Source organism: Pigmentiphaga aceris (assembly GCF_008119665.1).
Lineage (GTDB): Bacteria > Pseudomonadota > Gammaproteobacteria > Burkholderiales > Burkholderiaceae_B > Pigmentiphaga > Pigmentiphaga aceris.
Map to the genome: position 1 here is coordinate 4,327,506 of NZ_CP043046.1, position 18,700 is coordinate 4,346,205.

At 60.6% G+C, this 18,700-nt stretch carries 17 protein-coding genes and 1 CRISPR repeat array (1 of these 18 running past the window's edge); of the genes, 9 read left to right on the plus strand and 8 right to left on the minus strand.

The window, feature by feature from the left end; genetic code table 11:
- Window positions 1-32: 32 nt before the first annotated feature.
- Window positions 33-929 carry a lysozyme inhibitor LprI family protein gene (locus FXN63_RS18775; protein ID WP_148816701.1) on the minus strand — a complete coding sequence of 299 codons (897 nt, stop codon included), beginning with the start codon at window positions 927-929 and terminating at the stop codon, window positions 33-35.
- 319 nt (window positions 930-1,248) lie between these two features.
- Between FXN63_RS18775 and FXN63_RS18780 the strand changes: the two genes are divergently transcribed.
- The 5 genes from FXN63_RS18780 to FXN63_RS18800 all read left to right on the plus strand — a co-directional run bounded on the left by FXN63_RS18780 (window position 1,249) and on the right by FXN63_RS18800 (window position 4,671).
- Window positions 1,249-2,256, plus strand: coding sequence for a methionine ABC transporter ATP-binding protein (locus FXN63_RS18780; protein WP_148816702.1), 1,008 nt, complete (start codon window positions 1,249-1,251; stop codon window positions 2,254-2,256).
- Between the two features lie 2 nt (window positions 2,257-2,258).
- Window positions 2,259-2,924, plus strand: coding sequence for a methionine ABC transporter permease (locus FXN63_RS18785; protein ID WP_148816703.1), 666 nt, complete (start codon window positions 2,259-2,261; stop codon window positions 2,922-2,924).
- 58 nt (window positions 2,925-2,982) lie between these two features.
- On the plus strand, window positions 2,983-3,873 hold the full coding sequence (locus FXN63_RS18790) for a MetQ/NlpA family ABC transporter substrate-binding protein (RefSeq protein ID WP_148816704.1): 891 nt from the start codon (window positions 2,983-2,985) through the stop codon (window positions 3,871-3,873).
- A 206-nt stretch (window positions 3,874-4,079) separates the two neighbouring features.
- Window positions 4,080-4,376 (plus strand): type II toxin-antitoxin system RelE/ParE family toxin, encoded by a 297-nt coding sequence (locus tag FXN63_RS18795; protein ID WP_148816705.1) that lies wholly within the window; start codon window positions 4,080-4,082, stop codon window positions 4,374-4,376.
- 10 nt (window positions 4,377-4,386) lie between these two features.
- Window positions 4,387-4,671: a HigA family addiction module antitoxin gene (locus tag FXN63_RS18800; protein WP_148816706.1), complete on the plus strand. Its 285-nt coding sequence runs from the start codon at window positions 4,387-4,389 to the stop codon at window positions 4,669-4,671.
- A 42-nt stretch (window positions 4,672-4,713) separates the two neighbouring features.
- Here FXN63_RS18800 and FXN63_RS18805 read toward each other — a convergent pair whose 3' ends face one another.
- Both FXN63_RS18805 and FXN63_RS18810 read right to left on the minus strand, forming a co-directional pair.
- Window positions 4,714-5,349 carry a hypothetical protein gene (locus FXN63_RS18805; protein ID WP_148816707.1) on the minus strand — a complete coding sequence of 212 codons (636 nt, stop codon included), beginning with the start codon at window positions 5,347-5,349 and terminating at the stop codon, window positions 4,714-4,716.
- Between the two features lie 265 nt (window positions 5,350-5,614).
- Window positions 5,615-5,818 (minus strand): hypothetical protein, encoded by a 204-nt coding sequence (locus tag FXN63_RS18810; RefSeq protein ID WP_148816708.1) that lies wholly within the window; start codon window positions 5,816-5,818, stop codon window positions 5,615-5,617.
- Window positions 5,819-5,997: 179 nt separating this feature from the next.
- Between FXN63_RS18810 and FXN63_RS18815 the strand changes: the two genes are divergently transcribed.
- The gene (locus FXN63_RS18815) at window positions 5,998-6,855 is read left to right on the plus strand and encodes a hypothetical protein (RefSeq protein WP_148816709.1); all 858 of its coding nucleotides are present in this window, start codon (window positions 5,998-6,000) and stop codon (window positions 6,853-6,855) included.
- A gap of 14 nt (window positions 6,856-6,869) precedes the next feature.
- On the opposite strand, the gene FXN63_RS18820 is transcribed toward FXN63_RS18815, so the two are convergent.
- The 5 genes from FXN63_RS18820 to FXN63_RS18840 are packed head-to-tail and all read right to left on the minus strand — an operon-like array spanning window position 6,870 to window position 13,395.
- A complete protein-coding gene (locus tag FXN63_RS18820) occupies window positions 6,870-8,711 on the minus strand; it encodes an ABC transporter ATP-binding protein (protein WP_148816710.1) in 1,842 nt (613 codons plus the stop codon).
- A 1-nt stretch (window position 8,712) separates the two neighbouring features.
- A complete protein-coding gene (locus FXN63_RS18825; protein WP_148816711.1) occupies window positions 8,713-9,642 on the minus strand; it encodes an ABC transporter permease in 930 nt (309 codons plus the stop codon).
- A 15-nt stretch (window positions 9,643-9,657) separates the two neighbouring features.
- Window positions 9,658-10,653, minus strand: a complete 996-nt coding sequence (locus FXN63_RS18830; RefSeq protein WP_148816712.1) for an ABC transporter permease — start codon at window positions 10,651-10,653, stop codon at window positions 9,658-9,660.
- A gap of 41 nt (window positions 10,654-10,694) precedes the next feature.
- Window positions 10,695-12,359: an ABC transporter substrate-binding protein gene (locus FXN63_RS18835; protein WP_148816713.1), complete on the minus strand. Its 1,665-nt coding sequence runs from the start codon at window positions 12,357-12,359 to the stop codon at window positions 10,695-10,697.
- Between the two features lie 4 nt (window positions 12,360-12,363).
- Window positions 12,364-13,395, minus strand: a complete 1,032-nt coding sequence (locus tag FXN63_RS18840; RefSeq protein ID WP_148816714.1) for an aldo/keto reductase — start codon at window positions 13,393-13,395, stop codon at window positions 12,364-12,366.
- Window positions 13,396-13,883: 488 nt separating this feature from the next.
- On the opposite strand from FXN63_RS18840, the gene FXN63_RS18845 reads away from it, so the two are divergent.
- From FXN63_RS18845 to FXN63_RS18855, 3 genes are read left to right on the plus strand one after another with little or no spacing between them, the layout of a single operon-like run.
- A complete protein-coding gene (locus FXN63_RS18845; RefSeq protein ID WP_148816715.1) occupies window positions 13,884-15,068 on the plus strand; it encodes an LLM class flavin-dependent oxidoreductase in 1,185 nt (394 codons plus the stop codon).
- A gap of 25 nt (window positions 15,069-15,093) precedes the next feature.
- Window positions 15,094-16,686: an ABC transporter substrate-binding protein gene (locus FXN63_RS18850; RefSeq protein WP_148816716.1), complete on the plus strand. Its 1,593-nt coding sequence runs from the start codon at window positions 15,094-15,096 to the stop codon at window positions 16,684-16,686.
- A 17-nt stretch (window positions 16,687-16,703) separates the two neighbouring features.
- Window positions 16,704-18,242, plus strand: a complete 1,539-nt coding sequence (locus FXN63_RS18855) for an amidase (RefSeq protein WP_148816717.1) — start codon at window positions 16,704-16,706, stop codon at window positions 18,240-18,242.
- Window positions 18,243-18,525: 283 nt separating this feature from the next.
- A CRISPR array of direct repeats spans window positions 18,526-18,700; the repeat unit is 29 nt (it continues 1,135 nt past the right edge of the window).

Here is an 18,700-nt window from a genome sequence, read left to right on the forward strand (position 1 = left end):
GCAGCTTGATCACAGGCACCAGCCGCTGACGCTCAATTCCTGAGCGTCAGCGGCACTTTCACATCCTCGTCGGCCTCGATCACCAATACCCAACCCGGCTTGGTCAGCAGGTCCTTGCGCACCTTGAACACATCGGCATCGACTGCCGTCATGCCGGGGTTCAACACCGGGTTTGCGTCGTTCGTCAGTTGCGTGTCCAGGTTCGACGCTGCCGCATAGGCGGTCGACGCATTCACATCGGGATGATCATGCCGACCGTCCGGCAGATCCAGGCCCAGACTGGGCAGACGCATGGACCCGATGGGCTGCTTCGTCAGGTTCTTGTAGCGGTACTTCACCACCACGAAGGTATGGCCATCGGGCGGCGTGATGTCGGCACCACCATTTCCCGCGATGCGCGACTGAAGACTGGTCTCCAGAATCTGGTACGAGAACATTATGGTTGAACGCGGTGTCGGCACCGTCGCGGAAATGGCGGTGTGGGCAACTTCAGCGGGTACGTCCAAGGCCGGCGGCACCTTGACTACTACCGTGTTCGAGCGAACCGGTTCTAGTGCGATCTCGACAGTGGACCCTGCCCCCTTGCCGTCCGATTTCACGCTGCCTTCCGTGCGCGCCTGTGCATTCAGCTTGTCCAGACGCACGCTGTAGGCTTGCGACACGCACTGCGGCGTGGTGCAGCCATTGCGCACTTCGCGCAACCATGTGCGCTGCTCGGCCCGCACGGCATCGGGGCGCGGGGATGCATCCACCACCTGCCGATAAACCTTGCTCAGACGTTCGTCCAGCGCCGACAGCGACGGGTCGGCACAGATGTGGTGTTCAACAAAAGTGCTTGCCTTGGCGCAGTCGAAGCTGGCGGCATTGGCCGTCAACGGGAAGGCAGCAGGCAGCAACAAGGTGGCCGCGAGAAGAATCGTGGGTCTCATTTTGTTCCGGGTGCTTGAGCGGGGGACACAACCATATCGCGAGAATGCGGTGCCGTGGTTGCTGCCTGACGCTTGCTTACCGGAATACGGATTTCAGATACGAGAAGGCGAGAAAACCGAGCCACGGTTTTTCCGTGATTCTTCATATGGAAATAAAAAATCGAACGTTCCATTGCGACGTGGCTCGCTCCTAGACTAGCTGCTCTTCGTTCCGACGACCGCCCGCCGCTGCCCGACGCACTTGCCCGACCCGCCATGCATTGCGGACTCGCGTCCGGGTGCGCCCGGATCGGCCTCAAGCATTACGGTGATTGCGCAGATGAGCAGTGTGTTCCGCTTGGAAAACGTCTCGAAGACCTTCAGCAGGTCAGGCGATACCGTCCATGCACTTCGAAGCATCTCGCTCGACATTCCAGCGGGTTCTTTCTTCGGCATCGTGGGGACATCCGGGGCAGGCAAAAGCACGCTATTGCGCCTGCTCAACCTGCTGGAAAAGCCCAGCAGCGGCACCATCCATTTCCATGACCAGCCTCTGCACGAATTGAAGGGTGCAGCGGTACGCCAGTACCTGAGCAAGGTTCCGACGATCTTTCAGCACTTCAATCTGTTCCATGCCAAGACCGTGTTGGAGAACATCGCCTTCCCGCTTGAAGTGCGCGGAATTGGCAAAACCGCACGGCTGAAAAAGGCCGCAGAACTGATTGAACTGGTTGGCCTGCAAGGCAAGGAAAACGCCTACCCCTCACAACTGTCAGGTGGACAGAAGCAGCGTGTGGGCATCGCCCGCGCGCTGGTGGCCGACGCCGAAGTCCTGCTGTGCGATGAAGCCACCAGTGCGCTGGATTCAGAGACCACCACCATCATTCTGGACCTGCTGCTGAAGCTGAAGCAGCAGTTGAACCTGACCATCATCCTGATCACCCATTCGTGGTCCGTGGTGCGCTACGCCGCCGATTCGGTCACCTTGATTCAGGACGGCAATATCATCGAAGCCGGCAGCGTACGCACGCTGCTGCACGATGCAGATTCCTACCTGGGACGCCAACTGCTGCCCGCGCCCGACCTGGGGCGCAACCCCGACGACGGCTGGGTACGCTACGACCTGATCCTGTCCGACGTGCGTGAACAAAGCACGTTCTTTTCAGAGGTCGCACGCAGCCTGGGCATCACGGCAGCGATGGTGTCGGGTGGCGTCGAACGCCTGGGTGGGGTGGATGCGGCCCGCTTCAAGGTCGACTTCGACCTGCGGGGCAAGGCGGCATCTGCGCAAGCCGCGCTGTCGGCAGCATTGCGCGAAAAGAGCATCGTGCTTGGCAAGGTGGCATAAGCATGCGCCGCGACTGGACGGAATACCTGCCCGACTTCTGGCAAGCCCTTGGGCAGACGCTGTACATGACCTCGCTGGCGGGTGTGCTGGTGATTCTGATCGGCATCACCATCGGGCTGGTGCTGTATTTGACCGCGCCAAATTCCTGGCGTCCGAACCCGGTGGTCTATCACGTGGTCAACACCATCGTGAACACCGGGCGGTCCATCCCCTTCATCATCCTGATCGTGATTCTGATCCCGGTCACCCGACTCATCGTCGGCACACCGCTTGGGCCGGCCGCGGCCCTGGTGCCATTGACCGTCGGCTTCACGCCCTTCTTCTCGCGGCTGATCGAAAGCAACCTGCGCGAACTCGATCAGGGTCGCATCGAAGCCGCCAAGGTGATTGGCGTGACCACCCCGCAATTCATTTTCAAGATTCTGCTGCCGGAATCACTGTCCGGCATCATCGGCTCGGCCACGATCATTCTTGTGGGCCTGGTGGAAGGCACCGCAGTGGCCGGAGCCATCGGTGCCGGTGGCGTGGGCGACTTCGCGATGAACTTCGGCTACCAGCGCTGGTACACGGAACTGATTCTGATCGCCGTGATTGCCATGGTCGCCATCGTGCAGATCATTCAGATCACCGGTGATACGTGGGTGCGCCTGCGCAAACACAAACGCTGATAAGTACGCGGGCCAAGCAAGGCCGTCCGCCCTTCCAATCCTCTTGAGGAAACCTACCATGTCATTCACCTTCGGCCGCAGCACGCGGCGCAGGCTCCTGCTCGCCAGTGCGGCGGCCGCCATTGCCACGCTCACCAGCGCACCAAGCCTGGCGCAAAACAACGCAAAACCAAGCGTCCCCAACACCCCATTCCTGATCTACGCCACCCCCACGCCGCAGGGCGACGTGCTGCGTTACGTGCAGAAACTGGCCGACGAAGATGGCAGCGGCCTGAAGCTGAAAGTGATTGAAAGCAGCCAGGGCCTGGACTCGAATCAACTGGTGTTCAAAGGCGACGTGCACGCCAACTTGACCCAGCACCAGCCCTACTTCAATTCCTGGATTGCCGCGCACCCAGAAGCCAAGGACACGCTGGTTCATGCGTCTACCTTGCTGGTGAATATCTTTGGCCTGTATTCGTCCAAATACAAGTCGGTAAAAGACATCCCCGAAGGCACAAAGATCCTGGTGCCGAATGAACAGACAAACCTGCCGCGCGCCCTGTTCATTCTGCAAAACGAAGGCTTGCTCAAGCTCAGCCACACCAGCTCGGACGGATCGCCGGCAGCCGTGGCAATTGACGAAAAGAGCATCCAGGACAATCCGAAGAAGTTTCAATTCGTCCCCACCGAAACAGGTCTTCGTGCGAAGGCGCTGCCCGACGTCGCGGCCTCGTTCATCAACGGTGATATTGCACTGACGAATGGCATCGACCCGAAAAGCGCCCTGTCCCTGGAAAGTGCCGACAAGAACCCCTACGCCAACGTACTGACCACCCGCCGCGAACTGCTGACCGACCCGCGCCTGAAGCTGCTGGTGACCTACCTGAACAGCCCGAAAGTCGCGGCCTACATCAACGACAACTACAAGGGCTTCATCGTGCCCGCGCAGCAAAGTTTGCTGCCGTAAGGGAGTCACGGCGACACACTCAGGCCGGACAGAACTGTCCAGCCTGACATGACCAGCAGTGGGAAACACCGATAAGCTAGGCAGTCGTCGCCTCAACCGTCATCGTCCGGCATTTGATGATTGTGTAAGGCGAGCGCGCTTGTCACGAACAGGTTCGAGCCCACTTGCTGCGTGTATAGCGTAGCTATACACTACACAACCCACTCATGATCAAAAGTTTCAGGCACAAGGGCGTTCAAGCTTTTTTTGAGACTGGCTCTCGTGCGGGTATTCAGCCTGCACACGCAGGCCGTTTACAGATTTTGCTGACCGCTTTGAACGTGGCGCAATCGCCAGAAGACATGAATGCACCTGGCTGGAAACTGCACAAGCTTTCCGGAAAGAACCCGAAGGGCCAGCGTGTGCAGGATCATTGGGCTGTCACCATCAACGGTAGTTGGCGGCTGATCTTTATGTTTGAAGGCCAGCATGCCACGTTGGTCGACTACATGGACTATCACTAGGAGCGTTGCCATGCGCATGCACAATCCGGCTCATCCTGGCACAGTCCTGAGAGAGTACCTGGGTGAGCTCAGTGTCACTGAAGCTGCTGCCCGCCTTGGCGTAACCCGTGCTGCGCTGTCCCGGATACTTAATGGGTCTGCAGGCATATCGGCCGACATGGCTCTGCGACTGCGTGACGCGCTGGGCACCAGCGCAGAAATGTGGCTTGCCATGCAGGCACAGTACGACCTGTGGCAAGCCGAGCAGAAGCCGCGGCCCAAAGTCATGGCATTCCGAGAAATGGTGAGAACCTAGACGGTTCAAACGCCACATTCCTGGCCATGGCTTGAGCTGTGCTTAAAACGCCTGCGTAATCAGCCGGATCGCATCCGGTAAGGTTTTCGCATCTGGCAGCCAATGGGAAATGGTCAGGCTTGCCAGCACGCTGACAAGCAGCACGACTGCCATCGGCCCCGCCGTGCGACGGATGGCATGTGCCATCCATCCTTGGCGGCGCGCCTTCAGCGCAATCGCACCGCCCGCAGAGGCAAAGGCAATTTCGACGGCCACGCCCATCAACACCTCGATACCGAACAGCCCAAAGACGGCAAAGCCCATTCCCGTTGCAAGCAAGGTGGCAATGCCGATCACGATCGCAAGCGGAATGGCGACGACTGCCCCTTCGTCGGCGCTGTCCAGTGCATCCGCAGCCCCAGACACCACATCTCCAACGCCGCTGAACACCCCGCTGGAAGTGGACGCCGTACCCTCGGACCATGCGGCAGTTGCGCCACCACCGCCGAAGTCCCCGCCGCCTGATCGAAATGCAGGTGATGTGGCCGCGCGCCCGCCGCCCGATGGGCTGACATCGATACCGCTGGTGACGTCGGTGAAGTCCCATGCGTCGCCCTTGCCAAGCAGGTAGTGCGACCACGTCCACAGCAGCAGAAGATAAACGCCGTAGGCCCCGAGCAAGGCACCTGCGTGACGCATTGCCAGGGAATGCACGCCTGCATGGAGCAAGGCGGATGAGATGCCCCAGCACGCAAGAAAAGTGAACAGGCCGATCAGCGTGACGTGTACGCGAAGCCACCTTCGTTTGTGAAGGTCTGCACGTACTTGTTTCTCGAAGTGAACGGTGCTTTTCCGTTTACGGTCCTGGGCTCGTGATGTCATCAGAAATCTTTAATCATGCCGCCAGCCAACCCGCGACAAACTGCTGCGAATGAGAGACGCATCGAGACGCTGGCCTCGGTGCTCATTTGGTGAGTTTTGTCATCCAGCTCAAGTATCGCCACACACGATAACCGACCTGCTTCAAAGGTTTTAAGTCGACGTTCTTGCGGCTGACGAACCCGCTTGTTGCCTTGGCTTCGCGCGTTGCAGTCGAATCCTGTGCACCAACTGCTGATTGAACCTCAGGTTGTGTTGCCGCCTTCATGACGAAGACGCCAGATTTCATCTGGAGACATCTTCAATTCCTGCTGCCAATCGCCCGCGTGTGAAACTTCGGCGCATCGTCAAACTTGGCCGATGAAGCTATCCAGAACCCCGCTGGATTTTCTTTTTGCAGTGAGGCATTCGAAGCATCGCCAAGCTCGGATGTTGTGCCTGTCGGCGTTGCAGAGGTGACTGCGTGATATGAAGAAGCTCCTGTTCCTGATAGCACTGGCTGTCTGTGTTCTGATCGGTGCCTACCTGATCTTCAAACGACACGATCCTGCGCAAGACGCACCTCGCAAGATCGAGGTGGGCATGAGGATGACCGTCAACGACTTGATAGAACGGAATCGGCTGGACATGGGGCCGCGCGTGCCGCAGGGTTACGTCATCGACGTTGATAAGCTGGGCGACGTGATGCCCATGTATTTCGACGACAACTGGATCACCCTGCACCTGCTGGACGGGGACCAGATTTTTGATTTGCCCCCTGGCCGTACGCTTCAGATTTCGCAGAACGCGGGTCGTGTGATCGGCCTGTCATTTCGCCCGTTTGCGCAACCAAGACCTTTGAGCGACATGCAGGCTTACGTGACTGACTTGATCGCGTCGCTGGAAAGAAAGGGATGGCAACGGACGTCTTCGTCGAAGATTCCCGCCGGTCCGGAGGACTTCGATGTGGGTGCCAAAAGCGTGTTTGGTGCCATGCGATCACCAAGCGGAAGTGAACTGACGATGACCTTGCGGGACTATGGCCTTGCCCCGAAACACGAGAGCTTCATTATCGTGCCTGATCCGACCCACAAGCCTGCGCAGCGCAGCCAGACGTACCTGCTGGAGATCGACGTGGGCGACGGCCGCACGGAAGGTTATGCAGAACTGGTCTACCCACGGCGAATATTCGAAACCGGCGACAAGAACCATGCACTACCCTTGCGGCGCTGGATCGAAGCCCCCGACTGGACACCGGAGAAAGCAGGCATGGTGCCAACGACTGCGGAGGAACGGGCAAAGCCAGATGCCTCCGACTGGAAGATGCCGCCGATCTCGCAGCGCTGACGTGATGGCGACGTTCAGGCAGCCTGCATGACTGGCAAAGGCTTGGGCACTGCGGCGATCAAACTGCGCGTGTAGTCGTGTTGTGGCGACTGCCAGATGCTTTGATGGTCGCCCTGCTCAACGATCTGGCCGCCATGCATGACCAGGACACGGTCAGCGATGTAGCGAACCACTGACAAGTCGTGCGAGATGAACAGGTAGGACAGCCCGAAGTCGTGTTTCAGCTCCACCAGCAGGTTCAGTATCTGCGCCTGGATCGACACGTCGAGAGCAGAAACTGGCTCATCCAGAATCAGCAAGGACGGCCGCACGATCAATGCACGGGCAATGCCGATACGTTGACGCTGACCACCTGAAAATTCGTGAGGATAACGGCTGGCCGCCGCCGCAGGCAGGCCAACGCGATCAAGCGTCTGGCTGATCTGCCGGGCGCGCTCGCGCTTGTCGCGTTCACCGTGCACGGCCAGCACTGCGTCGAGTGTGTCGTGTACGTTGCGGCGCGGGTTGAGCGATGCATAAGGGTCCTGGAACACCATCTGGATGTGCCGCCGCCACGGTTTGACCTGGCGTTCTTTCAATGCAGCCAGATCGGTCCCGTCGAACACGATCTTGCCGGCAGAGGAAGGGATCAAACGCATCAGGGTGCGGGACAGGCTGGATTTCCCGCAACCCGACTCGCCCACCAAGCCCACCGTTTCGCCGCGTGCAATATCGAAGGAAACGTTGTCCACCGCGTGGAAGACGCCGCCGTCGCGCTTGGGATACGAGGTACGCAAAGACTGTACGGACAACAGCGGACTAGCTTTGTCAGTCTCGGTCGGTGAAGCACTTGCCGGTGAAGCGTTTGCCGCTGTTGCCGGCCTGTTTGCACCATCCTTCACAGCCCCCTTCACTACCCCCGCGCGCAGGGTCGGCGTCACCAGCCTGAAGCCCTGCCCTTCCCCCTGGCTATCGGCCAATCGATGAATCTCGGGCAGCAGACCAGCGCTGTAATGCACCTCTTTGCCCGCATGCAGCGATGCACCCAGCAAGCCGCGCGCATAGGCGTGCCTGGGTTGTTCAAACACTTGTCGCGCCGGGCCTTCCTCAACCTTCTGCCCATCGAACATGACCAACACCCTGTCCGCCCATTGCGACACCACGCCCAGATCGTGCGTGATCAGCAACAGCCCCATCGACAGGTCACGCCGCAGCTGGTCCAGTAGTTCCAGAATGCGCGCCTGCACGGTGACGTCCAGCGCGGTGGTGGGTTCGTCGGCGATCAATAGCTTGGGCTGGCAAGCCACAGCCATCGCGATCATCACACGCTGACGCTGCCCGCCAGACAGGTTGTGCGGATAGTCGTCAATGCGGCGCTGTGGTTCAGGAATGCGCACCAGTTCCAGCATGTCCAGTGTGCGCTTGCGGGCCGCTTCGTAAGACAGACCCTGATGCAGTCGCAGCGTCTCGATGATCTGTGCCCCCACGGTATGCACCGGGTTCAGGGACGTCATCGGTTCCTGGAAGATCATCGAGATATCGCGCCCGCGCAAGGCGCGCAATGCGAGGGTATCCAGGCTCAGGATGTCGCGCCCTTGAAAGCGCAGTTCTCCGCCCATCTTGGCCTGCGGTCCCAGCAGACGAAGAATGGACAGTGCGGTGGTCGACTTGCCGCAGCCAGACTCACCCACCAGGGCAAGTGTCTCGCCACGCTCAACACTGAAATTCAGGTCGCGCACGGCATGGTGTGCATGGCCACGCCCCTGGAAATGAACGTTCAACGCGCGCACGTCCAGCAAGGGTGCAGCAGTGGTGCTGCGGCGTCCGTCACCGGCGTTGGCCGCATAAGTATTGGCAGGCTGTTTCAGCGTCGTCATGTCAGCCTCGCGAGCGCGGGTTGAGCGCGTCATTCAAACCATCGCCCAGCAGATTGAGCGACAGTACGGACAAAATGATTGCGATGCCGGGCACGGCGGTCAGGAACCAGGCAGTGCGCAGCATTTCACGCCCTTCGCCGATCATGCTGCCCCACGAGACGATGTTCGGGTCACCCATGCCCAGGAAGGACAAGGCCGACTCCTGCAAGATCGATGTTGCCACCAGCACCGAGGTCGTCACCACCACGGGCGGCAGTGCATTGGGCAAGATTTCCTTGAAGATGATCCAGGCGTCGCTGAAGCCTTGGCTGCGCGCCGCCAGCACGAATTCCGATTCACGCAGCGCCCGGAATTCAGCACGCACCAGGCGGGCAATCACCGGCCAGGACGCCAGCCCGATGGCCAGCACAATCACACGCACCGACGGCTGACCGATCGCCACGATCACGATCACAAGCAGGAAGGTCGGAATGGTCTGGATCAGTTCGGTCAGGCGCACCAGCAGGTCGTCCACCCAGCCGCCGAAGTAACCGGCCGATGCTCCCACCAGCACACCAATCGTCAGGCTGATCAGCGCCGCCACGGCACCTACGGCAAGCGATACACGTGCCCCGTGTGCCACGCCTGCGGCCACGTTGCGCCCGAGTGAATCGCTGCCCAGCAAGGCGGTGCTGTCTTGGCCGGGCCACAGCAATGGCTCGGTGACCATATCCAGCGGGTCTCCCGGAAAGATGACGTTGGCGAACAAGGCCAAGCCAACGAATGCACTCAAGATGAGCAGACCCGCCATCGCCGATGGGTTGCGCAGCAGCGCCTTCCACGCCGTGTGGCGCGATGGTGCAGCCAGCGCGCCTGTGACCGGCTGGGCAGCCACCGCCTTCGATGCCGCCGTGCGCCACGGACGCCATCCCAATACCGCTTGTCGTGTCATGCGAATTCCTTTTTTTCAGCGGATCTGAATGCGCGGGTCGAGCCAGGCATGCAGCAGATCGACCAGCATGTTGACCACGATCACCAGCAGCGATGCCATGAACAGAATGCCCAGCAACACCGAGTAGTCACGTGCCAATACCGATTCCAGCGCCAGGCGGCCCAGCCCCGGCCAGCTGAACACGGTTTCAATGACGGTTGCCCCACCCAGCAGTGCACCGAAGTGCATGCCCGCCACCGTCGTGACGGGGATCAGCGCGTTGCGCAATACGTGGCGGAAGGTAATGGCGGCCGGGCTCAGGCCCTTGGACTCTGCCGTGCGGACGTAATCCTGGCGGTTCACTTCCAGCATCGACGCGCGGGTCAGCCGCGAAAAGATCGCCACGAAGAACCCTGCGGTGGCCAGCGCGGGCAGCACCAAGTGACGCGCACCGTCGATCACGGCGGGCCAGCCTGTCAGCCCTGCACCAATGCTGTGATCACCGCCCGTGGGCAGCCAACCCAGCTTCACCGAGAACAGCACAATCGCCATCAGGCCCAGCCAGAAACCGGGTGTGGAATACAGCAGCAAGGCCAGCACCGACAACACGCGGTCCTGCCACTTGCCGGCCTTCAACGACATCAACACCCCGATCAGCACGCCCGACAACACAGCCACGCCCAGCGCGGTGCCCATCAACAGCAAGGTGTTGCCCAGGCGACCGAAGATAAGCGTGGTGACCTCCGTGTTGTGTCGCGGCGAGACGCCCAGGTCGAGGAACACCAAGCCCGACAGGTAGTCCCAAAGTCTGCGCAGCATGGGCAGGTCCAGCCCGAAGTGGGCACGCAGCTGCGCCATGCTCTCGGCAGTGGCCGACCCTGCCTCAGCGGCGATCACATCGGCCGCGTCACCCGGCACCAGTTCCATCAGCACGAAGTTCAGCACGATGATGCCCAGAATGGTGGGCACGGCCTGCCAGGCATTACGGCGCAGCGTGCCGCCGATTCTGGCCCATGTTGCGTTATTGCTCATCGTCGAATCCGTCTTGGTTCACCAGGAAGCCACATGCGCGATCAAGGCTTGCTGAAATAGGCCCGGGCCAGGTTGGCGCGCACGCCGCCTGCGTTCACGCCCCAGTCGTGCAGGTTGCGAGCCGCGATCGTTACGTTCGGGTTGGCACCCAGCTCTATCGACGGAATGTCACGGTGAATGACTTCCTGGAACTCGAAGAACAAGGCACGACGGCGTGCCGCATCGGCCTCGCCTGCGGCGGCTTCCAGCAGACGATCGGCGTCAGCGCTTACGTAGTGCGGTGCGTTGGAAAATGGCAAGCCGACCTTGAAGTTCTTGGACCAGAAGACGCGCTGCACCCCAATCGTCGGGTCGAACACGTTGGTCAGGTTTTCCAGCGTGATGTCGAACGCACGGTCGGTGTAGACACGTGTGACGTAGGTGGCGAAGTCCAGGGTTTGCAGTTCGGCGTCGATGCCGATGCGGATCAGCGATTGCCGGACGAAATCGGCCGCGCGGCGGTCCTGGAAGGGGTTGTTCAGCAAGCGCACGGCAAAGCGTTTGCCATCGGCACCGCGCTTGTAGCCCGCTGCATCCAGTGCGGCTTCGGCTGCCTTCACGTCATACGGATAACGCTTGATCGCCGGATTGTGGAACGGCGATGCCGCGCCAATGGGCGTGGCCGATGGCACGCCATGCCCGTACCAGATCGTCTTGGCAAAGACGTCCAGATTCAAGGCTTGTGCAACGGCCAATCTGACTTCACGACGCTTGAACGGCTCGGAGTCCAGGTTGAAATAGATCTGCTGATGGTCGCCCACGTAAGGCCACGCAGTGATGTCCACCGTGATCTTCGGCAGCGCCTTGAAGCGCTCGATGTCGGACAGCGGAATGACCTTGTTGCCCAACTGCACTTCGCCCGATTCCAGCGCAGCAGCCCGTGCCGCAGCATCGGGAATGAAGCGCGCCACGATGGCATCCAGATAAGGACGTGGCTGATCCCAGTAATTGGGATTGCGTTCAAGCTTCACATAGCTGCCGCGCACCCATTCCTTGAAAACGAACGGGCCGGTGCCGATGGGCGCGTTGTTCAGCGGGTTGCTGGCAATGTCCTTGCCTTCGTACAAGTGCTTGGGGATGATCGGCGACTCTGCGCCGTCCAGCGCGGTCAGCAGATACGGCGCTGGCTTGTCGAGCAGCAGAATGACGGTATGGGCATCGGGCGCTTCGATGCTGCGCACATTGGCGAAGGTGACGCGGCCACGCGGGTGAACCGTTTTCAGCGTCTCGATCGAGAAGACCACATCTGCGGCGCTGAAGTCCTTGCCATCGTGCCACTTCACGCCCTTGCGCAGCGTGAAGGTATAACGCAGGCCGTCCGGCGTAACCTGCCAGGCCGTTGCCAGCGCGGGAATGGGCTGCAGCTTCACGTCGAAGTTGAACAAGCCCTCGACCACTTTCGGACCCAGGTCGGTGCTACCGCCAGCGGTGGTGGTCAACGGTACAAAGGCAGCCGGTTCAGGCGTGACGATCCAGGTGAGCGTGCCACCGCGCTTGGCCGCGTCGGTGGGCACCGGGGCAGCGGTCGTGGATGCCGTCTGTGCAACTGCACCCAGAGACAGGCTCAGGCCCAGGGTGGCGACAGCGGCGTTCAGCAGAAAGCGCGAGGTGCGTTGCCCGATGGTCTTAAGCACAGCATGCGAAGATAAATTCGTGTTCAGGCGCATGGCTTTATTCCTTCACCGTGGCGGCGGCAAGCACGCGTGCAACCCGCCCTTCAACCGGGTGCCCCGGATCGGTATAACCAGGCGTAGACGAATGGCCTGCGACTACCAGCCGATTCACCAGCGCTTCGTCTTCCGGCGTGAACACGTAGTCAAGCGCCTTGGCGTAGCCGTCCCATTGTTCGACCGTGCGCGGCCCGGCAATGGCCGAGGTGATCAGGCGATTGTTCAGCACCCAGCCCAGTGCAAAGGCGACCGGGTCGATGCCGCGTGCAGCAATGTGTTCACGAATCACGCGGGCAATATCGACCGACTCTTGTCGCCATTCGGTTTCCAGCAGGCGCTTGTCCTTGCGGGCGGCACGCGAGCCTTCGGCCGGCGCATCGACGCTGTCGTACTTGGCAGTCAGCACGCCACGGGCGAGCGGGCTGTACGACACCACGCCCACACCAAATGCGTGGGCGGCGGGCAGTTGTTCGACTTCGGCCGTGCGATTGACCAGGTTGTAGAGCGGTTGACTGGCCACGGGGCGATCGATGCTTTCGGCATCGGCCAGGTAAGCCACTTCAGCCAGACGCCAGCCGGTGAAATTGGACACGCCGAAGTAGCGGATCTTGCCCGAGCGAACCAGGTCGCCAATGGCGCGCACGGCCTCGCCCAAGGGGGCGTTGAAGTCGGCGCGGTGGAAGTACAGGATGTCCAGGTAGTCGGTGCCCAGACGACGCAGGCTGTTTTCCACCGATTCGATGATCCACTTGCGCGAGCTGCCCCGACGATTCGGGCCTTCACCCAACGGATTGCCGAACTTGGTGGCCAGCACCCAGTCGTCACGATCGCCGCGAATGGCGCGCCCCACGACTTCTTCGGTCTTGCCCTTCTGGTAGACGTCAGCAGTGTCGATGAAATTGACGCCACTTGCCTTTGCGCGCGCAATGATTTCATGCGAAGTGGCCTCGTCGGTCGGGCCACCGAACATCATGGTGCCCAGGGCAAGACGAGAAACTTGCAGGGCGCTGCGCCCCAGATAGCGATGACTCATGAGAAACCGTTTCGATTAAGAGTATTTGCCGACCCGAGCGCAATAAGGCTCGAATCCGATTATTGGATATAGCTACGAGATATGAACCAGCTCGCACCGACAACAATAAATACTAAGAAATGCCCAACACCAGCGTCAAAGACTGATATCGCGTTAGCAAATACTTATAAGCAAACACCCGTCTGGCTGACCGAAACGCTTATCCCCTGAGCCGACAGAAGCCAACGCGTGCCATCACAAAAGGTTATTTGCGAAGATCAAATGATTGTTTGACGCGATCGCATCGAAATTCGGACAATAACTTTACGCAGATACCCACCATATCTGCGTTCAACCTCCATTATCAAATTCCATTTCTCGCGGCATTAAATAGATTGCCGCTGGCACAGTGTTGCTGACACCTGCGCCGCTTATCGATCAGCCCGGCATTTCCACCCCGTGTGTCGAATATCTTCTTCGGCATGTCGGCGTGTGCGCCCAAAGGAAGCATGAGTGTTATTGAATCAGCCGAATCTTCGGCCAGGCTCGACCACCCCGTTTCACCGTCAGACTTCCCAGACAGTCCGTATTCGCAAGCACTGAAACAGCCTGTGCTGCTGGGTCTGTTTCTGCCGATTCAGGCAGGCGGATGGAGCGCATCGACGCTCCCGCGTACCACCGACTGGAGTTGGGAATACAACCGCGACCTGGTGTTGCATGCCGAAGCGCTAGGCTTTGACCTGGTGTTTGCGCTGTCGCAATGGCTGCCCAAGGGCGGTTACGGCGGCGTCTTCGACGGCAATGCGCTGGACTCATTCCAGACCACCGCTGCGCTTACGTCGATCACCAAACGCATTCTGTTGGTATCGACCATCCACGTGCTGTACGGCCCCATGCACCCTTTGCATCTGGCGAAGTGGGGTGCAACGCTGGATCACATTTCCGGTGGCCGCTGGGGCATCAACCTGGTGACCGGGCACCGTGCGGTGGAACACGAGGCATTCGGTTGGAACCGAATCGAGCACGACAAGCGTTATGCCTTGGCAGATGAGTTTGCCCAGGTCTTGCAACGCCTGTGGTCAGACGACGAGCCTTATTCATTCGAAGGTGAGTCGTCGTGGAAGCTGAAGAACGCTTTTGTCACCCCCAAGCCGCGCTACGGCCGCCCGCTGCTGGTCAATGCGACGGGGTCGGATGCAGGCATTGCCTTCGCTGCCCGGCATTCGGACATCGTGTTCATCACCAGCCCCGGTGCGTCGGACTTTGCCAGCGCCATCCAGGTGCTGCCCGCGCATGCACAGCGAGTGAAACAGGCCGCCCGCGATCAAGGTCGTGAAATCCGCACGCTGCTGAATCCAATGGTCATCAGCCGCGCAAGCGAAGCGGAAACGCGTGACTACTACAACGCCATCGTGGCCCACCAAGACTTCCGCACGCCCGAAGGTTTCCAAGCCTTGGACAGCGATGCACACGCCTGGAAAGGCCGTGCCGGCATCGACCCACCCAGCCGCCGTGCCATCGGCGGCAACATCGAAGTGGTCGGCACACCTGAACAGGTGGTCGAACAGTTCATTCAATTGAAGCGCGCAGGCATCGACGGCCTGCAACTGAGCTTCTTCGATTTCAAGCCCGACCTGGAATTCTTCGGCGAGCACATTCTGCCGCTGATGAAACAGGCCGGACTGCGGTTCTGATATTTCCCTTCTTCACGGACGACACATGACGAATACCACCTGGGCGCGCGCGTTTGCGCTTGCCGTGCCATTGATGCTTTGGAATGCCAGCACGTCGGCACAAGCGTCGCCACAAGCGCCAGTACGCGGCGGCACCTTCACCTATGCAATGGCGCAGGAACCCACCACGTTGGTGTCCTTCCTGGATACCAAGACCGACAACCGCAATGTCAGCGCCAAAGTGACCGAAGGCCTGCTGCGCTACGACCTGAAGTTCAAACCCCAGCCCCTGCTGGCAACAGCATGGGAAGTCAGCGCCGACGGCCTGCGCTACACCTTCACGCTGCGCAAAGGCGTGAAGTTCCACGACGGTTCGGACTTCACCTCGGCCGATGTGCGGTATTCGATTCTCAAGCAGAAAGAACTGGGCCCGCGCGGCCGCATCACCTTTGCCAACGTGCAGGCGGTCGAAACGCCCGATGCCCACACTGCGGTCATTTCGCTGGCCAAACCCGCGCCCTATCTGATCAACGCCCTGTCGTCGGCCGAGACGCCCATCGTGCCGCACCAGCGCTACGGCGACGCCAGCCCGCTTGCGCATGCAAACACCAATCAGCCGATCGGTACCGGCCCGTTTGTCTTCAAGGAATGGGTCAAGGGCAGCCACGTGGTGCTGGAAAAGAACCCCAGCTACTGGCGTGAAGGCTACCCCTACGTGGACCGCGTGATCTTCCGCTTCATCAAGAACGCGGCATCGATTTCAGCGGCCATCGAAGCAGGCGAAGTCAACGCCGCGCTGAACGTGGCAATCGCCGACATCGACCGCCTGGCCAAAGACCCCAAGCTGGCGGTGGACGACACCTACGACGCCTTCCTGAACAACGCCCTGTTCCTGGAGTTCAATCACAACAACCCCATTCTGGCCAACCAGAAAGTGCGCTACGCAATCGCCCATGCGATCGACCGCAACTTTATTGCCAACACCGTTTATTACCGTCGCGCCCAAGTCGTCAATTCTCCGATCCCGGCAATCTTGACGGACTATTACGACGACAGCACCTTCAACTACACCGTAGACGCAGCCAAGGCCAACGCGCTGCTGGACGAAGCAGGCTACCCCCGCAAAGACGGCCAGACACGTTTTGAGCTGCGCCTGAGCTTCCTGCCCTCGGCCGATTTCAAACGCGCATCTGAATACATTCGCGCGTCGTTGAACCGCCTAGGCATCAAAGTAGAAATCGTCGACGGCGACCTGCCCACCTTCCTGAACCGGGTCTACAAAGAACGCGGCTTCGACCTGAACGTCAACGGCCTGGGCCGCCTGTTCGATCCGACCGTGGGCGTGCAGCGCATCTACTGGTCCGATGCGATCAAAAACCCGATTCCATGGGTCAACGCATCGCACTACAACAATGCGCGTGTAGACGAACTGTTCCGTGCAGCCGCCGTGGAAACCGACGCCACCAAACGGGCCGCGCAATTCAAGGAAATCCAGCAGACCGTTGGCCGCGAACTGCCGGTACTGCCGCTGGTGACCGTGCCGTCCGCCTTGCAGGTCTATCAGAAGCGGGTGCACCAGTTGAACAACAACGTCGAACTGACCGCAGGCGATTGGTCCGACCTGTGGATCGCCCCCTGACAAGCAACGAGGCATCCATGACGCACGCATTGGACATCGCCGCTGACATCATTGCGCCGGATCGCTCTGCCGACTTGCCGGCACTGGTCTTTGCACCGGCCCACGAGCAAGCGCGGGCACTGGCAGAAGGACGGGTAAGCGCCGTTGAACTGCTGGCCTACACGCTGGCAAGAATCGACAGGCTCAACCCCGTCATCAACGCGGTGATCGTGCGTGACGACACGTCCGCCTATGCCGCCGCCCGGGCCGCCGACGCGGCTTTAGCGCGCGGCGAACGCAAGCCCTTGCTGGGCGTGCCCATCACCTTCAAAGAGAACTTCGACGTAGCCGGACTGGTCACCAGCGTGGGCGACCCGGCCTGGGCAGACAACCGCGCCCAGGTCGACGCACCGGCCGTCACGGCACTGCGCGAGGCCGGCGCAGTGGTCATCGGCAAAACCAACGTCCCGCTGGCGCTTGCCGACCTGCAAAGCTTCAACGCCATCTACGGCACCACCAACAACCCGTGGAACCTGGCCCACACCCCGGGCGGCTCGTCGGGCGGATCGGCCGCAGCCGTCGCGGCCGGGTTCTCGGCGCTGGACCTGGGCACCGACATTGGCGGCTCGATCCGTATTCCGGCGCACTTCACCGGCACCTTCGGCCACAAGCCCAGCTACGGTTTGGTCTACAACGGCGGGCTGGGCGTACCGCCCGGCAAACAATCGCTGCGCGACCTGTCAGTGGCAGGCCCGCTGGCACGCAGTGCCCAAGACCTTGAACTGGCGCTGACCCTGCTGCTGAACCGCGACCCGCAGGCAAACAAGACGTGGCGCGCAGAATTGCCCGCGCCAAGGCAGCACAGGCTGAGAGACTTTCGGGTGCTGCTGCTGACCCAATGGCCCGGCCAGGACCGCAGCGAATCGGAACAATGGGTGCATGATCGTTTGGTGGCTGTAGTCCAAGCAGCAGGTATCACGCCGCTGACAATTGAAGACCTGCCCGATGGTCTATGGCCCGATCTGCCTGCGACACATCGGCTTTATCGCAGTTTATTAACAGCTACCCGGCCAGCACCGCGACCAGATACCCCGCACGCCAAAGCCGAGGCACAGGCCCTGCGCGAAGGCAGCGACGACAGTGACGAAATCGCCGGCCGACGCGGGCCGCATCTGACACATGGCGAATGGCTGGAGAAAAACGAAGCGCGCATGCAGCTGCGCCAGCGCTGGAGCCGCATTTTCGAACACATCGATTTGGTGTTGACACCGAACTTGGTGACGACGGCGTTTCGGCATGATCCGAATCCGCCCAAACAGACGCGCACCATTCCGGTTTCGTATGCGGATGGGGTGCGGCAGCTTGGATTTTTTGAGCTGTTCAACTGGGCAGGGTTGCCGGTGCTTCCGGGCTTGCCAGCGACGGCGTTTCCGTTGGGGCTTGATGCCCTGGGGCTACCCGTTGGTGCGCAGGCGATTGGTCCGTTTCTGGAGGATCTGACGCCGATCCGGTTTGCGCATTTGTTGCAGCAGGCCGGGCTGAGCCAGTTTGTGGTGCCGCCAGGGTTTGCGGGGTGAGTGAGCGGCGTGATGGTTATTCGGGTAAGACCATCTGCCTGGTTAAAGTTATCAGCCCGGCGGGAAAATTTGCCAGGACGAAGCACGTGTTGGTGGACCATATCATCCCCGCTGACGCGGGGAAACACGCAGACCAAGCGTGTTAACCAGGCCCGGTTCGGCGGTTCATCCCCGCTCGCGCCGGGAACATGTCAGCTGATTGCCGTCGTAGTAGTCGGCGCACGGCTCATCCCTACTAGCGCGGGGAACACTATGTCTTCGTGCCTGCCAGCAGTGCACGCACCGGTTCATCCCCGCTCACGCGGGGAACACGCGTCGAACAGCGGAGAAACAGCGGCGGTGGGCGGTTCATCCCCGCTCGCGCGGGGAACATTATGCGTCCTTGAACGCCATCCGAGCACCGACCGGTTCATCCTCGCTCGCGCGGGGAACACGGCTGATGTGGGTGTCGATCCTGC